The following is a 15,428-nucleotide window of genomic DNA, read 5'->3' as shown; positions in this document are numbered from 1 at the left end:
TAAAAGTGATCGGTTTGCACGATCACTTTTATCGTTTTTCAAGCAACTGTGAAAGGCGGGTATCACTGGGTATTCATCAAGACTTTATCAATAAGGAAAGCGAACAAGTTCTGGAGAAACCTCTCCTGCGGGCTATCGACATTTGTCCCATCAATATTAATACTCAAAAGATCAGCATCCGCCGTCCAGACTACGCACTCTCCAGTGCCGCCCGGAAGCCACACAATTGGCTCAGGACCGGAAGTTGCCAGCACTCTGCTACCGGGAGGAGGTTGGGAAGACGCTATCACAAACTTTGCATTGCCGCTGAGCGGCACACCAGTAGAGTCACCAAAATAGCTGCTCGAAGTCTCGGTTGCAGAGGACACTCCACTGTAAGGAGCTGCAACGGTTCCCGCAAAGGAGCCGGTATGACCAAACTGCGTTAAAACATTCGCCGCCCCCGGGCTTGCCGCCTGATCGCTTGTAATCCACATGACGCCGCCAGCCTTGACATACTCCCGAAACCTTTGCGCTTCCGTTGGGTTAAAAGCACTGTTGTACAGCCCAATTGAAAGCATTGGGTATTTGGCCAATAATTGTTGAGCGGTTAACGATGAGCCAATGACATCCGTTGATGCATCGATAAACTTTATCGCCGCAACTTTATTGTAAATCCCAGTCGCCCCGTAGTTTGAAGGCGAGCCAATTTGGGGCAGCGGCTTGGGGTGACTAGGACTGCCGAGTGAGAGACCTACATACCCAATATTGATAGTCGGCAATACCTTCGGCTTTTCTTCAGGCACTACAGCGGGTTCAACCGGCGCAGGCCGACAGCAATGATGGTGGTGATGGACATGCACATGCACATGCACGTTTGCGCCGTCATCACCACAACCTTCAGGGCAGTGATCACACGCCACAGCATTTACGCAGCAACTGACATCACGCGGAGACTGGTTTGAATCAGACATCATCAAAACTCCCATGGACTCAGGCGTTTATTGATCGGCGGTCGGATTATAAACACCCGTAATCATCAGCCCTGAAATAGGCTGACTGACATCTACTACAAACCCCATCCGGCACTCTGTCTACTGTCAGAACTAACAGTTACTTCTACAGAATCCGTCGACACAAGCCGCCCACAAGCCATTAACCCGAAAACCCTCCCTCATCCAGAAAAGCCTGCTCTTGAGCGGTGGTCGCCCTGGCCAAGACCTTGTTACGGTGGGGAAACCGACCGAACCGCTCAATGATGCGTGCGTGCTCCTTGGCCCAGTGAAAGGTGTTGGCATCCAGATGCTGATTCAGCGCCAAGGAATGCTGTTGATCGGCCGAATCCTCCGAGTGTTCAAACGGCAAATAACAGAACGCGCGCAGCTCGGGTTCGATCAACTGGTCGAACCCGGCATCCAGCATGCGCCGGGCGTAAAGCCGGGCCAGCGGGTCGGTGGCGAACATATGCGCAGTGCCGCGAAACGCGTTGCGCGGGAACTGATCCAGCAAAATCAGCAACGCCAGACCGCCTTGGGCAGTCTCAAGCCAGCGCTCCAGCTCACGCCGTGCGGCTTGCAGGTGGGTGGCGTAAAAGGTGTCGCGAAAGGCCTCGTCAAAGCCTTCGTCCTTGGCGAACCAGCGTTTGGGGCCCGCCTGTTTCCAGAACGCGATCACGGCCTCGGCCGACTGTTCCTGCATGCTCATCGTCATTGCTCCTGTCAAACCCGCAGATTTCATCATCGACGCCCGAGTAATCCATTAAGTTTCCTCGATGTACCGCAAATTCAACAAAGGGTTTACCTGATGATCCACCGTCTCTTCCAGGTTTTCAGTGATTCGAACCACGAAGTCCGCAGCAAATTGTTTGGTATTTACGCGGTATTGATCGCGATCAATGTCGGTGCCTGGCTATGGGCGCTGGTGGCATTTCATGACCACCCGATATTGCTCGGCACCGCCCTGCTTGCCTACAGCTTCGGCTTGCGCCATGCGGTGGACGCGGACCATATCGCCGCCATCGACAACGCCACCCGCAAGCTGATGCAAGAGAAAAAGCGCCCGGTGGCCGTGGGGTTCTTTTTCTCGCTGGGGCACTCGTCGGTGGTGGTGCTGGCATCGATCGGCGTGGCTTTTGCCGCCGCCACCATGAAGGAGCATTTCGACGGTTTCAAGGCCATCGGCGGCGTGATCGGCACCAGCGTGTCGGCGCTGTTTTTGCTGGTGATCGCGCTGATGAACCTGGTGATCCTGCGCTCCATCTACAAGGCCTGGCGCCATGTACGCCAGGGCGGCGCCTACAAAGAGGACGATTTCGACCTGCTGCTGGCCGACCGTGGCTTCATGGCGCGCATCTTCCGCCCGCTGTTTCGCCTGATCAGCCGCAGCTGGCACCTGTACCCGCTGGGTTTTCTGTTTGGCCTGGGGTTTGACACCGCGACGGAAATCGCCCTTCTGGGCATCTCCGCGACGCAGGCGGCGCAAGGGTTGTCGCCATGGTCGATCATGGTGTTCCCGTTGCTGTTCAGCGCCGGCATGTCGCTGGTGGACACCCTCGATGGCCACCTGATGCTCGGTGCGTATGGCTGGGCGTACATGAAACCGATCCGCAAGATCTACTACAACATGAGCATCACCCTGGTGTCGGTGGTGGTGGCGGTGATCATCGGCAGCATCGAGGCGCTGGGGCTGATCGTGGACCAGCTGGAACTCAAGGGTGACTTCTGGGGTTTTATCGGCAGCCTGAATGACAGCTTCGGCATGCTGGGCTACATCATCATCGGCATTTTTGTCGCCAGCTGGGCGGCCTCGGTGTTGCTGTACCGCTTGCGCGGGTTTGACCGGTTGGAGGTCAACCGCCCGGCCTGACTTCTGTGACAAACAGGCTTGTTATAGCAAACCCGCTTGTTGTGGCGAGCAGGCTTGCCACAACAGCCCAGCTTGCCACAACGGCGGGTTTAGAAATCCACCGTCGCCGAAACCTTGACCGTGCGCGGTTCGCCCTGGGTCAGGTAGTTGTTGGACGTCGACGCCGAGGCCCAGTACGCCTTGTTGGCCACGTTTTCAACATTGGCGCGCAGGGTGATGTACTTGTCGTCGGCCTTGAAGCCATAACGCGCGCCCAGGTCAACGCGGGTCCAGGCCGGGATGTTCAAGGTGTTGGCCGCGTTGACGTATTCACCCCCGGTGCGCAGCACCCGCGCACTCAAGGCGGCGCCCTGAATACCCGGCACGTCCCAGTCGGCGCCCACGTTGTACTGGAAGCGCGGCACACCTGCGGCGCGGTTGCCATCGGTAAGGCCGTTGGAAGTCTTCTTCAGTTCGGTGTCCATCCAGGTCGCACCGGCCAGCAGGCGCAGGCCGTCGACAGGCTCGCCGAACACATTCAGCTCCACGCCTTTGTTGACCTGTTCACCATCGACGCTGAAGGTGTTGGTGCCGTTGGGGTTGCGGTTGGTTGCGCTGTTGGGCTGTTCGATGCGGTACACACCCAGCGTCGCGCCGTAGCTGTCCCAGTCCAGCTTCACACCGGCTTCGGTCTGCTTGCTGCGGTTGGGCGCAAACACTTCGCCGGGGTTGGTGACGTTGGTCAGCGGCGCCGTCGGCCCCTGGGCCAGGCCTTCAATGCGGTTGGCGTAGAACGACACGTGCTCCCACGGTTTGACCACCAGGCCATACACCGGCGTGGTGATGGTTTCGGCGTAATTGGCGTTGCGCGCGCCGGTGGTGGTGTTCCAGGCATCCACTTCGATGGTCTGGCGCCGCACGCCGAGGGTCAGCAGCACGCGGTCGTCAATAAAGCCCAGTGTGTCGGACACGGCGGCGCTCTTGATGCGGTTTTTGCCGACGATGCGCGGGTCGTGGATATCGCTGCCGAAATAGGTGACCGTCGGGCGCGGCACCTGGGTCGGGTTGTACAGGTTGCCCGGCACGCGGTTGGCCTGCAGGATCGCCTCGAACGCCGAGCGCTGCTCGCCCCAGATCCCCGACAAACCGAAGTTGACCTGATGGGTCACCGGCCCCGTAGTGAAATGCCCGTTCAACCCGGCCATGGCGCTTTTGTTGTCTTCGTCATGGGGCGAGTACAAAAAGCCCACGCGCCCGCTGCCGTCGTTGCCCACATACAACGAGGAGTACTGGCCATTTTCCCGGGTGTGCTTGGCGCCACCGCCCACGTAGGCGGTCCAGTGTTCGTTGAGGTCATACTCGGCATTGAACATGCCGTAGGTGTCTTCCAGCTCCGACCAGCTCCAGTCCTGCGCGTAGTTGTGGTTTGCCGACGGGGCTTTGGGCACCTGTGTGCCGTTGGGGTACACCACGGAGCGGCCATTGTTGATGCGTTCTTTCTGGTAGCCGACATCGGTGGACACCCGCAGGCGGTCGCCACGGTAATCCAGGGCCACGGCGATCATCTGCGAGCTTTTGTTTTCGTCATCGATGGCCGTGTCACCGCCGTGCCGGGCCAGGTTGACCCGTGCGCCAAAGCGGTTGTCTTCGCCAAAACGCTGGCCGAGGTCAATGTGGCCACCGGTCTGGCCGTCGCTGGCGTAGTCCAGCGTCACGCTGCGCGCAGGCACATCCTCGGCGCGCTTGGGCACCAGGTTGACGCTGCCACCAATGCCACTGCCGGCGGGCGACACACCGTTGACGAAGGCATTCGGGCCTTTGAACAGTTCCACGCGCTCCAGGGCTTCGGTGGTGATGATCTGCCGCGGCAACACGCCGTACAGGCCATTGAACGCGATGTCGTCAGTGTTCAGCGGCAGGCCGCGAATGATGAACATCTGCGCAAAGTTGCCGAACCCCGAAGACTGGCGCACCGACGCGTCGTTGAGCAACACATCACCCACGGTACGCGCCTGCTGGTCGGCGATGGTTTTGGCGGTGTAGCTGACCACGCTGAACGGCACGTCATTGATCGAGCGGTTGCCCAATACACCCAGGCGCGCCGAGCGCGCCACCTGGCCGCCGCCGTAGGTGTCCGCCTGCGCCCCGCTCGCCTCGCCGCTGATGGTGGTGGCGCCGAGTTCCACCGCCCCGTCGTTGGCTGCCGGCACCACGGTGTAACCACCGGCGCCGGTGCTTTGCAGGGTGTAGCCGCTGCCTTGCAGCAACTGCATGAAGCCGGCTTCTGCGGTGAAATCGCCGCGCAAGCCCGGGCTTTGCCGGTCATTGAGCAATCGGGAATCAAACGACAACGGCACGCCCGACAGCGCCGCGAACTGCGCCAACACATTGCCGAGCGGGCCCGCCGCAAGGGTGTAGCTGCGCGCTGAGCTGGAGGCAGCCGCATCCGCCGCCAACGCGCTGTGCAGCGGCGCGATGGCCGCGAGGGCGACGGCCAGGCTCAAGGCCTTCAACGGGCGGGGGCAGTATGGGAGCGGTCTGGCGGTCATGGGCATTCCTGTCGGCGCGGTGCAAAGTGAGGGGTTCTCCTCTACACCGCACGACAACGAAAAAGGTATCAGCGAAAAATGAAAAAGATTCAGCGCGGTTCCACGGTGACCCAATAACCGCTCAGGCTGCTGACCTTTACCGGCAGGGTTTCCTGCAACAGGCGCAGGCTGGCGTCGGTGTCACGCAGCGGGAACGCCCCGGAAACGCTCAACCCGGCCACGCTGTCGTGGCAACGCAACACGCCGGCACGGTAGCGGCCGAGCTCGTCGAGCAAGTCCGCCAGGCGCATTTGCTGGGCCAGCAACATGCCGTTTTCCCAGGTCTGGGCGCCCACATTCAAAGGTTCCACAGCAGCCACCCGGTCACTGTCGAACGCGCTTTGTTCGCCAGCCTTGAGAATCAGGCCCTGGGCGGCATGCCGCGGCAGCATTTCCACCGCGCCTTCGATCACCGCGACACGGCTGTTCTGCTCGCCCACCCGCACGCTGAAATGCGTGCCCAAGGCGCGGGCGGTGCCGTGGCGGGTCTGCACGATGAACGGGCGATGACTGGGCGCCGGGTCTTTAGCGGTGGTGATCATCACTTCGCCCTGCAGTAACTCCACACGCCGCACCTGCTCGGTAAACGCGATGTTCAATGAGCTGGCGGTGTTGATCAGCAAACGCGTGCCATCAGGCAGGGTCAGCTGACGCTGTTCGCCGATGGCCGTGTGCTGGTCGGCGGTCCACGGCTGCCAGGGTTTGTAGCGATAAGCCAGCCACGTCGCCGGGCCAGCCAGCAGCAGCAACCCCAATGCCTGACGGCGGCCGAGGGATTTTTTGCGGCCGATGCGCTTGAGGGTGTCGCCGGCAATGGCGCCGGGCACCGTGTTGAAATCCCCCAGAATCGCCTCGGCCCGCTGCCACGCCTGGGCGTGCTGGGCGCTGCGGCCCTGCCATTGGGCGATGGCGCGGCGGTCTTCGTCAGTGGCGCTGCCCGATTGCAGCTGCACCATCCAGTCGGCGGCTTCGCCGAGGATTTGCGGGTCAATTGAAGGAGTCATGCCACGCTCAGGCAGGCGAGAAAGGCGTCGCGCATGTAGCGCTTGACCGAAACCAGCGACACCTTCAATTCATCGGCAATCTGCGGGTAGGTCAAACCGTCGATTTGCGACATCAGAAAGGCCTGGCGTGTTTTCTCCGGCAAATCGCGCAGCATGGCTTCGATGCGATACAGCGCTTCCAGGATCAACCAGCGGGTTTCCGGTGACGGCACTTCCTGTTCGGGCAGGTGGGCAATGGTTTCAAGGTAGGCGCGTTCGACTTCCTGGCGGCGCCAACTGTCGATCATCAGGCCCTTGGCGATGTGGGTGAGCAAGGCGCGCGGCTCGCTGCCAAACCCTGCGCTGTTGTGGCGAGTCAGCAGACGCAGGAAAGTGTCATGGGCCAGGTCGGCAGCGTCGCTGGCATTGCCCAGCTTGCGGTCGAGCCAGCGGTACAACCATCCGTGGTGTTCGCAGTACAGGTCCCTGACAGGCAGATTTAGCGAAGACGACATGCAGATCACCGGCGCGAGGCCAAGAGTAATTAAGAATTGATCGCATTCTAATCTGCCACGAAGGACGCTGGCAATTTCACTGATCGCTCATGCTTGCACCACATGCAGATAGAACGCGTGGAACATGAAATACGCACACCCCGCCAGCGCCAACCCCATGCAACGGTTGAACACTACAAAGGCGGACGCCCCGGTAATCCGCTTGCCCAGCACCGCGCCGAGCAACCCATACACCCAGGGCGCACCGACCGCGCCAAGGCCCAGCAACGCAGAAACCCCGGCAATGGACGCGCCGGTGATATGCGCCGCCGGCAACATCACGCTGGTAATCGGCAGCACCGCCACAATGCCCTTGGGGTTGAGCAGCTGGATCACCAGGCCGTTCCAGAACGTAAGGGTCTTGGCCGGCGCGCTCGATGGCTCCTCCACCACCGGCCGTGCGGTGAACACCTGATAAGCGAGGTACACCGTGTACAGCCCGCCTGCCAACGAAATGTACGGTAACGCCGCCTGGGAAATGATCGCCTCACCGGTGTAGCCAAACAGCACGAACAACAACAGCATCGCGCACCCCACACCGATGAAGAACCCGGTGGAGCGGCGAAACTTGCCCGTGAGCCCGGCGTTGAGCCCCATGAAATTCACGGGACCGGGGCTGTACATGACGCTGAAGGCGTAGAGGAAGATGTCCATGGCGAACCTGCTTTAGAGAAAGGTTGGACGAGTCTACGGAAGGGGTTTGCGCAGAATCTTGTACGTTTGTGGTTGCCACGGCTGGCACCGCGCCTGAGATTACGCCTACCATGTAATGACTAGCCGCCTAAGACGTTGCCCCATGCTCAAAGCCAGTCTGCGTACTCACCTGACCTTGTGGTTTGCCGGTTTATCCTTACTCATCCTGATCATTGTGGGCGTCTACGTCGGGCATATCGCGACCGAGCAGGTCAAGCAGGCCAGCGGCAACGCCCTGCTGAGTACCGCGCGCTCAAGTGCCGCGTTGCTGGCTGTGCAGTTGCGCGAGCGCCAGCTGGAAGTGTCGCTGCTGAGCAAGGCGCCGCTGTTTCGCCGGGGTGACCTCGACGCGCCGGATGTGATGACCTTGATGGAACTGCGCACCCAATCGCGCGCCGAGTACGCGTGGATGGGCGTGGCCGACGCCGAAGGCCGTGTGCGCCAGGCGGTGAACGGCTTGCTGGTCAACCAGTCGGTGGCACAGCGCCCGTGGTTCCAGGCGGGCATGCGCGGCGAGTACACCGGCGACCCGCACGAAGCCGTGCTGCTGGCCAAGCTGTTGCCAGGCTCGGCCAATGGCGAGCCGATGCGTTTTATCGACTTCGCCGCACCCATCCGCAATGCCAATGGCGAGACGATTGGCGTGCTCGGTGCCCACGCACACTGGAGCTGGGTCACGCAGATCGTTGATGCGGCCGTGATGCAAAAAGACGCTGTTCCCGAGATTCAGGCGCTGATCATCGACTTCGACGGCAAGGTGCTGTACCCCGAAATTCTCGCCGGCCAACAGATGCAAAAAAGCAGTCTGAACCCGCCTTCCGGCTGGACCACCGGCAACGGCTACGTGACCGCCTCGGTCGCGGTGCCGAGCCCGTCCAACGCCAGCCTGTCGTGGTACATCGTGGTGCGCCAGCCGCTGGACATCGCCCTGCAACCGGCGCGGGTGCTGCTGTATAAATTGCTGATCCTGGGCGTGCTGGCGGCCATTCTGATTACCGTGGTGGCTTACTACCTGTCGCTGACCCTGAGCAAACCGATTGAGCGGCTGGCGCGCTCGGCCAAGCAGGTGCAGGAACAAAAGCCCGGCGCAGTGTTTGCCCAGGAACATTCGGTGCTGGAAATCGCCCAGCTGGGCCAGTCCATCAGCCGCATGACCCAATCGCTGCTCACCAAGGAGCGCGAGCTGCAAGAGGCCAACGCCTCGCTGGAGGCCACCGTGGTGCAGCGCACCGCCGCCCTCACCCAGGCCAACGCCGACCTGCTGAAACTGGCCACCCACGACGCGCTCACCGGCGTCTACAACCGTCGCCGCTTCGACGAAAAACTCGCCGAGAACAGCCTGCTGTTCCAGCGCACCGGGCGCACTTTTGCCCTGCTGTTGATCGACGCCGACTATTTCAAGCGCGTCAACGACACCTACGGCCACGCGGTCGGCGATGACGTGCTGTGCCAACTGGCCGCGCTGATCGAAAGCACCACCCGCGCCACCGACTTTGTGGCGCGTTATGGCGGTGAAGAGTTCGCGGTGTTGCTGCCGGAAGTCAAAGAGCCGGACACCCCGGAAGTGGTCGCCGAAAAAATCCGCGTCGCCGTGGCGGCGGCACGTTTCCCCACCGTGGGCCAGGTGACCGTGAGTATCGGCGTGGGTGTGGCCGAACCCTCGGACCGCGACTCATCGGCGCTGCTCAAACGCGCGGACAGCCGGCTGTATGAGGCCAAGGGCGCGGGCAGGAACCGGGTGGCGTGAACCGTGCGGTTTGCTTATCACTGAAATAACCGGCAGCGTCTGTATCCGCGCCCCGCCGCTTTTCATAATCGTGCCTCCCGGATGGTTCAGGAAGCACACCCATGCAACCGCTGACAGTTCTGCTGGCCCACGCGGCCGCGCTGGTTTTCACCCTGCTCGGCATTGCCGGGCTGGCGCTGTTACTGGCCTGCCTCGGTCACCTGATTTTCTGATCCGGTGATCATCTGTGGCGAGGGTGAAGCCTCAGTCAATCAACCCGTTCGCGTCATAAAACGGGTACGGCCCCGGATATTCACCGAACACGCCGGTATGGCTGACCACGCCCTGACCGTCCCAGCGATGCAGCAGATAACCCGCAGGTTCCAGGTTGAAGTGCGCGGGCGCAGTTTCTTGCAGGTCGAGCACGATCTGGTGGGAGGTGCCGGGGCACACGCAACTCAGGCTACCGCCGAAGCGGCGCTGCAAGGGGCGGTGCAGATGCCCGCACAGCAGGCGCTCTACGTGCGGGTGGCGCGCGACCACCCGTTCAAGGCCGGCGGCGTTGATGAAGGGTTCGCGGTCCATATGGCCGATGCCGCTGATGAACGGCGGGTGGTGCAGGATCAGCAAGGTCGGCTTGTCGGGTTGCAGCGCCAATTGCGCGTCGAGCCACTGCAATTGGCTGTCGAGCAACTGCCCGCCATGGCCGCCGGGGATGGTCGAGTCCAGGCCGATCAGGCGCAGCGGGTATTCGTCCACAACCCAATCGAGTGGCGCATCTGCCGACTTTGGCAAATAACGATGATCCGAGAATGCTTCCAGCAACGGCCCGCGCGCGTCGTGGTTGCCCGGCACCAGGTAGTACGGCATGTGCAGGCGTGCGAGTTCGGGGTGCAGCACGGCGTATTCATCCGCGCGGCCGAAATCCACCAGGTCGCCGCTGATGACCACGATGTCGGGGCGCGGGTGGCTGGCATTCAGGTGGTCGACGGCACGGCGCAGCGCACCGAGGGTATCCACAACGCCATAAGTAAGGCGCTGGCCGGCTTTGAGGTGCAGGTCGCTGATCTGCGCGACAAGGAAAGGACGATTCAACATAAGTTCTCAGGCGTTCAGGGTGAACAACATGTGCGGCGCAATCGCCAGGGCGATGGGGGCGCCGACGCGGTGCAGTTGGTTGTCGCTGCTGTCCACCAGCAGCGGTTGCGGGGCGCCGACATCCACCAGCAGACGGCTCTGCGCGCCCTGGAAAAACTGCGCGAGCAAATGGCCGTGCAGGTGCCCTTCGCCCTCCATCACCCGCAGGTGCTCGGGGCGGCAATACAGGGTGTTCGGCAAATCGACCCCGTGCCACGGCAAATCACCGCCGCAGACTTTCAGGCCATTGGCTGACGGCTCGATCACCGTGAACGCATTGAGGTTGCCGACGAAGCCTGCGACAAACGCATTGGCCGGTTGCTGATAAATCTCGCGCGGGCTGGCCAGCTGCGCCACACGCCCCTGCTCCATCACCAGAATGCGGTCGCCCAGGGCCATGGCTTCGCCCTGATCATGGGTGACAAAAATCGAGGTGATCCCCAGGCTGCGCAGCAACGCGTCCAACTCACTGCGCAGGCGCTCGCGCAGTTGCGCATCTAGGGCGGCCAGCGGTTCATCCAGCAACAATACTTTGGGCCGTGGCGCCAGTGCGCGGGCCAGTGCCACACGTTGCCGCTGGCCGCCCGACAGTTCGTGGATGCTGCGCTTGCCGTGGTGTTGCAGCCCGACCAGCTCCAGCAGTTCTTCGCAGCGCTTGTTGCGCTCGGGCGCGGGAATGCCACGAATCTTCAGGCCATAGACGATGTTCCCCGCCACATCCAGGTTGGGAAACAGCGCGTAATTCTGGAACACCATGCCCACATCGCGGCGCTCGATGGGCAGGCGCGTCACGTTCTGATCGCCGAAAAATACCTGGCCCGCATCCGGGCGTTCCAGGCCGGCGATCAAACGCAAAGTGGTGGTTTTGCCGCAACCCGACGGGCCAAGAATGGCAAGGGTTTCACCGCCTTCGACGGTCAGGTTCAAATCATGCACGGCCACGGTGCCGTCGGCGAACGCCTTGCGACAGCCGTCAAGGCGAATGGTGATGGCGGTCATCGACGCTCTCCACGGGACAAACGGGCACTGATGGCCTGCAACGCAATCAGCAGCGGTACAATCATCAGCAAAAATATAAGGGTGTAGGCGCTGGCAATTTCCAGGCGCGCTGAGGCATAGCTGTCCGCCAGACCGACCGGCAGGGTTTTGGTTAGCGGCGTGTGCAGCATCCAGGTCAGGTTGAACTCACCCAGGCTCAGGGTGACCACCATCAGCACGCCCGCCAGAATCCCCGCGCGACAGTTGGGCACCACCACGCTGAAAAAGCGCTTGAACGGCCCGGCACCGAGGCTGGCCGCCGCCTCTTCCAGCACCGGCAGTTGCTGACGCTGCATCACCGCCATCACGGGGCGCACCAGGAACGGCAAGGTGAACAGTACGTGGCCGACAAGAATGAATAGCCAACTGCTGCGAAACGCGCCGAACTGGCCGTAGGTCAGCAACAAGGCCAAGGCACTGGCCAACCCCGGCATGGCCACCGGCAGCACCATCAGTTCCTCGAAGGCGCGGCTGAAGCGGTTGTTCATCCGCACCAGCGCATAGGCCGCCGGCACACCGACCACGCAGACGCACACCGCGCAGGCCAATGCCAATTGCAGCGACAGCCACACGGTGGGCGCATAGGCCTGCCACACCTGAACCAGCCAATCGAACGTCACGCCACTGGACAGGCCGACAAAGAAATTGCGCGTCAACCCGGCCAGCAGCGACATCACCACCGGCACCAGCATGAAGGCGCACACCAACAAGGTGAACAGCAGTTGAATCACAAACAGTGATGAGCGCTTCACAGGACTGTCCCCGCGTTTTTCACCAGCCGGCGCGTGAGCAACAACACGGCCCAGGTCACGGCGCCGAGCACCACTGACAGCGCGGCTGCGACGGCAAAATTGGCGTAGTTGGTGAACACGTTGTAGATCGCCACCGGCGTGACGTTGAGCCGCGTGCCCAAGGTGAAGGCCGTGCCGAAGGCGCCCATGGACGTGGCAAAGCAGATCGCCCCGCACGATGCCAGGGCCGGCGCCAGGCCCGGCACGATCACGTCGCAGACCACACGCCAATGCCCGGCGCCGAGCGAATGGGCGGCCTCTTCAAGGCTGCGATCAAGGCTTTCGCACGCGGCCATGACGGTGAGGATTACCCGTGGAATCGAGAAGTACAAATAGCCCACGAACAGGCCTGCCAGCGAGTAGGCGAAGATCCAGCGTTCACCCGCCAATTGCAGGCCGAGTGAAGCCAACAAACCCTGGCGCCCGGCCAACAGGATCACCAAAAAGCCCACCACCACGCCGGGAAACGCCAGCGGGAATGTCAGCAACGCCACCAGCACCGAGCGCCCGAAGAACTGCTGACGGGCGAGGAACACGCCGCTGATGCCGCCGATCAATAACGCGACCAGCGTCACCACCACGGCCAGCACCAGGGTTTGCCCCAGGCTGCCCAGGTATTGCGCGCTGCTCAGCACCTGCCAGTAGCCGCTGCCGTTGCTGTCGCGGCTCTCGGTGCCGAGCACGATCAGATGCGCCAACGGCAACAGCCAGAACGCGAGCAGCACGGCGAACGCGGGGGCCAGGGCCCAGCCTGCGTGTTTGCCCACTTACTTGACCTCGTTCAGGTAACGAGCGGCGAAGGCTTCCTGCACGGCGGCCATTTTTTCGTAGTCCACCACCCCGGCGCGGGCGTAGTCGCTGTCGGGCAGGAACTGCGCGGCCACCTCGGCCGGCATCTTCATCGGGCGCACCGGGCGCAGGTAAGCCTTGGCCCAGAGTGCCTGGCCTTCGTCGGACAGCACGAAGTCGAGGACTTTCTCGGCACTCGCGCGGTGCGGCGCGTTGGCCACCAGGCTCATGACGTACGGCACGCTGATGCTGCCTTCCTGCGGGATCACGAAGGCGACGTTGGCGTTGTCTTTGTAGCGGGCGCGGTAGGCGTTGAAATCGTAGTCCACCAGAATCGGCAGTTCGCCGGACAGCACCCGCGCATACGCGGTCTGCTTGGGCACGATGGGCGCGTTTTTCGCCAGTTTCTGGAAGTAATCGATGGCCGGGGCGAAGTTGTCGAGATCACCACCCAACGCGCGGTTGATCGCCACTGCCGAGACGTAGCCGACGAAGGCGCTGGACGGGTCGAGGTAGCCGACCATGCCTTTGTATTCAGGTTTGAGCAGGTCGGCCCAGCTTTGCGGCACCGGCAAGCCGCCCAAGGCATCCACATTGACCATGATGCCCAGGGTGCCGGAGTGGATCGCGAACCAGTGACCGGCCGGGTCTTTCAAACCGGCAGGAATCCGGTCCCAGGCCTTGGGTTTGTAGGTGGCGACGACGTCGGCTTTTTGCGCCTGCAAGCCGAAGGTCACGCCGTAGTAAACGACATCGGCCACGGGGGCGGCTTTCTCGGCAACCAACTGCGCGAGGGATTGGCCGGAGTTTTTGTTGTCCAGCGGCACTTGCACGCCGGTGCTGGCGGCGATGGCTTTGAGCTGCGTGCCCCAGTCGGCCCAGTCCGGCGGGCAGTTGTAGCAAATCGCAGTCTCGGCGGCCTGGGCCAGGCTGGCCACGCCGCACAGCAGCAAGGCGGACAGGGTTTTACTGAATGCGCGCATCAAGCGTCTCCTGATGGGGTTGAGTGCTTTCGCCGGGCCGGATGTGGCAAGGCAGGCAGTGGGAAATCGGGGCGTCGCCGGCGATCTGCGCCAGCAGTTGGTCAATCACCGTGCTGGCGAGCAGCGCGATAGGCTGCACCACGCTGCACAGGGTCGGGTGCATCTGAGTGCCAAGGGCAATGCCGTCGAAGCCCATCACAGAGAGTTGTTCGGGCACGTTCCAGGCGTTGCGGCGCAGCTCGGCGATCAGGCTGATCGCCAGGAAGTCGTTGGAACACACCAGCGCGGTGGGCGCCTCAATGCCCTGCAGGAAGGGTTCGATGGCGGCGAACTCAGCCTGAGTGTGGGCCGGCATTTCGATCACCGCACGGGGTTCAAGGCCGTACGCGTGCATGGCATCGCAATAACCGGCGTAGCGCAGGCGCGCGCGGTCAGACTGCAAGGCGGGCCCGGCGACCATGCCGATGCGCCGGTGCCCGGCCTCCAGCAGGTAACGTGTGGCCATGGCCATGCCCGCGCGGTTGTCGACCGACACGGCGCTGTAATTGGGGTTGCCGGGTTGGTGATACGCCAGCACGAAGGGGGTTTTCTCGGTGTTCAGGCTGCTGAGTACGCTGTTGCTTTCTGCGTCGGTGACCGTCAACACCAGGCCGTCGACGCGCTGGCGCAACAGTTCTTCCACCACACTGTATTCGCGCTCGCTGCTGTAATCGGTGGTGGCCAGCAACAGGCTGTAGCCCCGCACCCGCGCGGAGCGCTCCATGGCCTGGAACTGTTCGGCGAACACCGGGTTGAGCAGGTTGGGCACCACCACGCCGATCAACTGGGTGGTTTGCAGGCGCAACTGACGGCCGAGCAAGTTGGGGCGAAAGCCCAGCTCGCGGGCGGCGGAAAACACCTGCTCGCGGGTGGTGGGCCTCACTTGGTCGGGGGAAGCAAAGGTGCGCGCGGCAGTGGCACGGGATACACCAGCCAGCCGGGCGACGTCTTTCAAATCAGTCATTGTGTCTCGCTTGAGATCGATCTCATTGACGAGGACAGTAGCGGGGAAATATGGCAATTCGGCGGTGAGGAGATGACAGTTTGATGGCAATCAAATGTGGGAGCTGGCTTGCCTGCGATAGCGGTGGATCAGCCAATACAACTGGCACTGACAGACCGCTATCGCAGGCAAGCCAGCTCCCACATTGGGCCGGGGTATGCCTATAGATAGTCATACTTCGCCGCTACGCTTGAAAAACCGGGGCAGCAAAATCCGCCCACTAACCTTTCGATCTGATCCAAGTGCGGGCACAATGCGTGTCCTTTTTTGGCAGGCACCGC

Annotated in this window: 14 protein-coding genes; 2 read left to right on the top strand and 12 right to left on the bottom strand. The window is 62.1% G+C overall.

The window, feature by feature from the left end:
• Nucleotides 1–62: 62 nt before the first annotated feature.
• Nucleotides 63–953 (bottom strand): hypothetical protein, encoded by an 891-nt coding sequence (locus tag ATI14_RS31205; RefSeq protein ID WP_130886742.1) that lies wholly within the window; start codon nt 951–953, stop codon nt 63–65.
• Between the two features lie 181 nt (nt 954–1,134).
• Nucleotides 1,135–1,677, bottom strand: a complete 543-nt coding sequence (locus ATI14_RS20805) for a DUF924 family protein (protein ID WP_042918283.1) — start codon at nt 1,675–1,677, stop codon at nt 1,135–1,137.
• 105 nt (nt 1,678–1,782) lie between these two features.
• Here ATI14_RS20805 and ATI14_RS20800 point away from each other — a divergent pair, with 105 nt between their 5' ends.
• Entirely contained in the window at nt 1,783–2,844 is a 1,062-nt protein-coding gene (locus tag ATI14_RS20800) for a HoxN/HupN/NixA family nickel/cobalt transporter (protein WP_016970335.1), read from the top strand.
• Nucleotides 2,845–2,933: 89 nt separating this feature from the next.
• Here ATI14_RS20800 and ATI14_RS20795 read toward each other — a convergent pair whose 3' ends face one another.
• The 4 genes from ATI14_RS20795 to ATI14_RS20780 all read right to left on the bottom strand — a co-directional run bounded on the left by ATI14_RS20795 (nt 2,934) and on the right by ATI14_RS20780 (nt 7,602).
• On the bottom strand, nt 2,934–5,372 hold the full coding sequence (locus ATI14_RS20795; protein WP_016970336.1) for a TonB-dependent receptor: 2,439 nt from the start codon (nt 5,370–5,372) through the stop codon (nt 2,934–2,936).
• Nucleotides 5,373–5,461: 89 nt separating this feature from the next.
• Nucleotides 5,462–6,415 carry a FecR domain-containing protein gene (locus ATI14_RS20790; protein WP_080520103.1) on the bottom strand — a complete coding sequence of 318 codons (954 nt, stop codon included), beginning with the start codon at nt 6,413–6,415 and terminating at the stop codon, nt 5,462–5,464.
• Nucleotides 6,412–6,909, bottom strand: coding sequence for a sigma-70 family RNA polymerase sigma factor (locus ATI14_RS20785; RefSeq protein WP_016970341.1), 498 nt, complete (start codon nt 6,907–6,909; stop codon nt 6,412–6,414). The genes ATI14_RS20790 and ATI14_RS20785 overlap by 4 nt, the downstream gene beginning before the upstream one ends.
• Nucleotides 6,910–6,996: 87 nt before the next feature.
• Complete coding sequence (locus ATI14_RS20780; RefSeq protein ID WP_016970342.1) at nt 6,997–7,602, bottom strand: LysE family translocator; 606 nt, start codon at nt 7,600–7,602, stop codon at nt 6,997–6,999.
• A gap of 142 nt (nt 7,603–7,744) precedes the next feature.
• On the opposite strand from ATI14_RS20780, the gene ATI14_RS20775 reads away from it, so the two are divergent.
• A complete protein-coding gene (locus ATI14_RS20775) occupies nt 7,745–9,388 on the top strand; it encodes a sensor domain-containing diguanylate cyclase (RefSeq protein ID WP_080520104.1) in 1,644 nt (547 codons plus the stop codon).
• A gap of 243 nt (nt 9,389–9,631) precedes the next feature.
• On the opposite strand, the gene ATI14_RS20770 is transcribed toward ATI14_RS20775, so the two are convergent.
• From ATI14_RS20770 to ATI14_RS20745, 6 genes are read right to left on the bottom strand one after another with little or no spacing between them, the layout of a single operon-like run.
• Nucleotides 9,632–10,462 (bottom strand): phosphodiesterase, encoded by an 831-nt coding sequence (locus tag ATI14_RS20770; RefSeq protein WP_031319659.1) that lies wholly within the window; start codon nt 10,460–10,462, stop codon nt 9,632–9,634.
• A 9-nt stretch (nt 10,463–10,471) separates the two neighbouring features.
• A complete protein-coding gene (locus tag ATI14_RS20765) occupies nt 10,472–11,503 on the bottom strand; it encodes an ABC transporter ATP-binding protein (RefSeq protein WP_016970346.1) in 1,032 nt (343 codons plus the stop codon).
• Nucleotides 11,500–12,294 (bottom strand): ABC transporter permease, encoded by a 795-nt coding sequence (locus ATI14_RS20760; protein ID WP_016970347.1) that lies wholly within the window; start codon nt 12,292–12,294, stop codon nt 11,500–11,502. The genes ATI14_RS20765 and ATI14_RS20760 overlap by 4 nt, the downstream gene beginning before the upstream one ends.
• Entirely contained in the window at nt 12,291–13,100 is an 810-nt protein-coding gene (locus ATI14_RS20755; RefSeq protein WP_016970348.1) for an ABC transporter permease, read from the bottom strand. Before ATI14_RS20755 ends, ATI14_RS20760 begins: the two co-directional genes overlap by 4 nt.
• Nucleotides 13,101–14,105 carry an ABC transporter substrate-binding protein gene (locus ATI14_RS20750; protein ID WP_016970349.1) on the bottom strand — a complete coding sequence of 335 codons (1,005 nt, stop codon included), beginning with the start codon at nt 14,103–14,105 and terminating at the stop codon, nt 13,101–13,103. It abuts the gene before it with no gap.
• On the bottom strand, nt 14,089–15,108 hold the full coding sequence (locus ATI14_RS20745) for a LacI family DNA-binding transcriptional regulator (protein WP_016970350.1): 1,020 nt from the start codon (nt 15,106–15,108) through the stop codon (nt 14,089–14,091). Before ATI14_RS20745 ends, ATI14_RS20750 begins: the two co-directional genes overlap by 17 nt.
• Nucleotides 15,109–15,428 lie beyond the last annotated feature (320 nt).

It is taken from the genome of Pseudomonas tolaasii NCPPB 2192 (genome assembly GCF_002813445.1).
In the GTDB taxonomy this organism is placed as follows: domain Bacteria; phylum Pseudomonadota; class Gammaproteobacteria; order Pseudomonadales; family Pseudomonadaceae; genus Aquipseudomonas; species Aquipseudomonas tolaasii.
This window is presented reverse-complemented; position numbering and strand designations above follow the sequence as displayed.

Bases quoted from the DNA above. Each gene is read 5' to 3' on its own strand.
- ATI14_RS31205 (WP_130886742.1), bottom strand. From the start codon at position 953: ATGTCTGATTCAAACCAGTCTCCGCGTGATGTCAGTTGCTGCGTAAAT.
- ATI14_RS20805 (WP_042918283.1), bottom strand. From the start codon at position 1,677: ATGCAGGAACAGTCGGCCGAGGCCGTGATCGCGTTCTGGAAACAGGCG.
- ATI14_RS20800 (WP_016970335.1), top strand. From the start codon at position 1,783: ATGATCCACCGTCTCTTCCAGGTTTTCAGTGATTCGAACCACGAAGTC.
- ATI14_RS20795 (WP_016970336.1), bottom strand. From the start codon at position 5,372: ATGACCGCCAGACCGCTCCCATACTGCCCCCGCCCGTTGAAGGCCTTG.
- ATI14_RS20790 (WP_080520103.1), bottom strand. From the start codon at position 6,415: ATGACTCCTTCAATTGACCCGCAAATCCTCGGCGAAGCCGCCGACTGG.
- ATI14_RS20785 (WP_016970341.1), bottom strand. From the start codon at position 6,909: ATGTCGTCTTCGCTAAATCTGCCTGTCAGGGACCTGTACTGCGAACAC.
- ATI14_RS20780 (WP_016970342.1), bottom strand. From the start codon at position 7,602: ATGGACATCTTCCTCTACGCCTTCAGCGTCATGTACAGCCCCGGTCCC.
- ATI14_RS20775 (WP_080520104.1), top strand. From the start codon at position 7,745: ATGCTCAAAGCCAGTCTGCGTACTCACCTGACCTTGTGGTTTGCCGGT.
- ATI14_RS20765 (WP_016970346.1), bottom strand. From the start codon at position 11,503: ATGACCGCCATCACCATTCGCCTTGACGGCTGTCGCAAGGCGTTCGCC.
- ATI14_RS20750 (WP_016970349.1), bottom strand. From the start codon at position 14,105: ATGCGCGCATTCAGTAAAACCCTGTCCGCCTTGCTGCTGTGCGGCGTG.
- ATI14_RS20745 (WP_016970350.1), bottom strand. From the start codon at position 15,108: ATGACTGATTTGAAAGACGTCGCCCGGCTGGCTGGTGTATCCCGTGCC.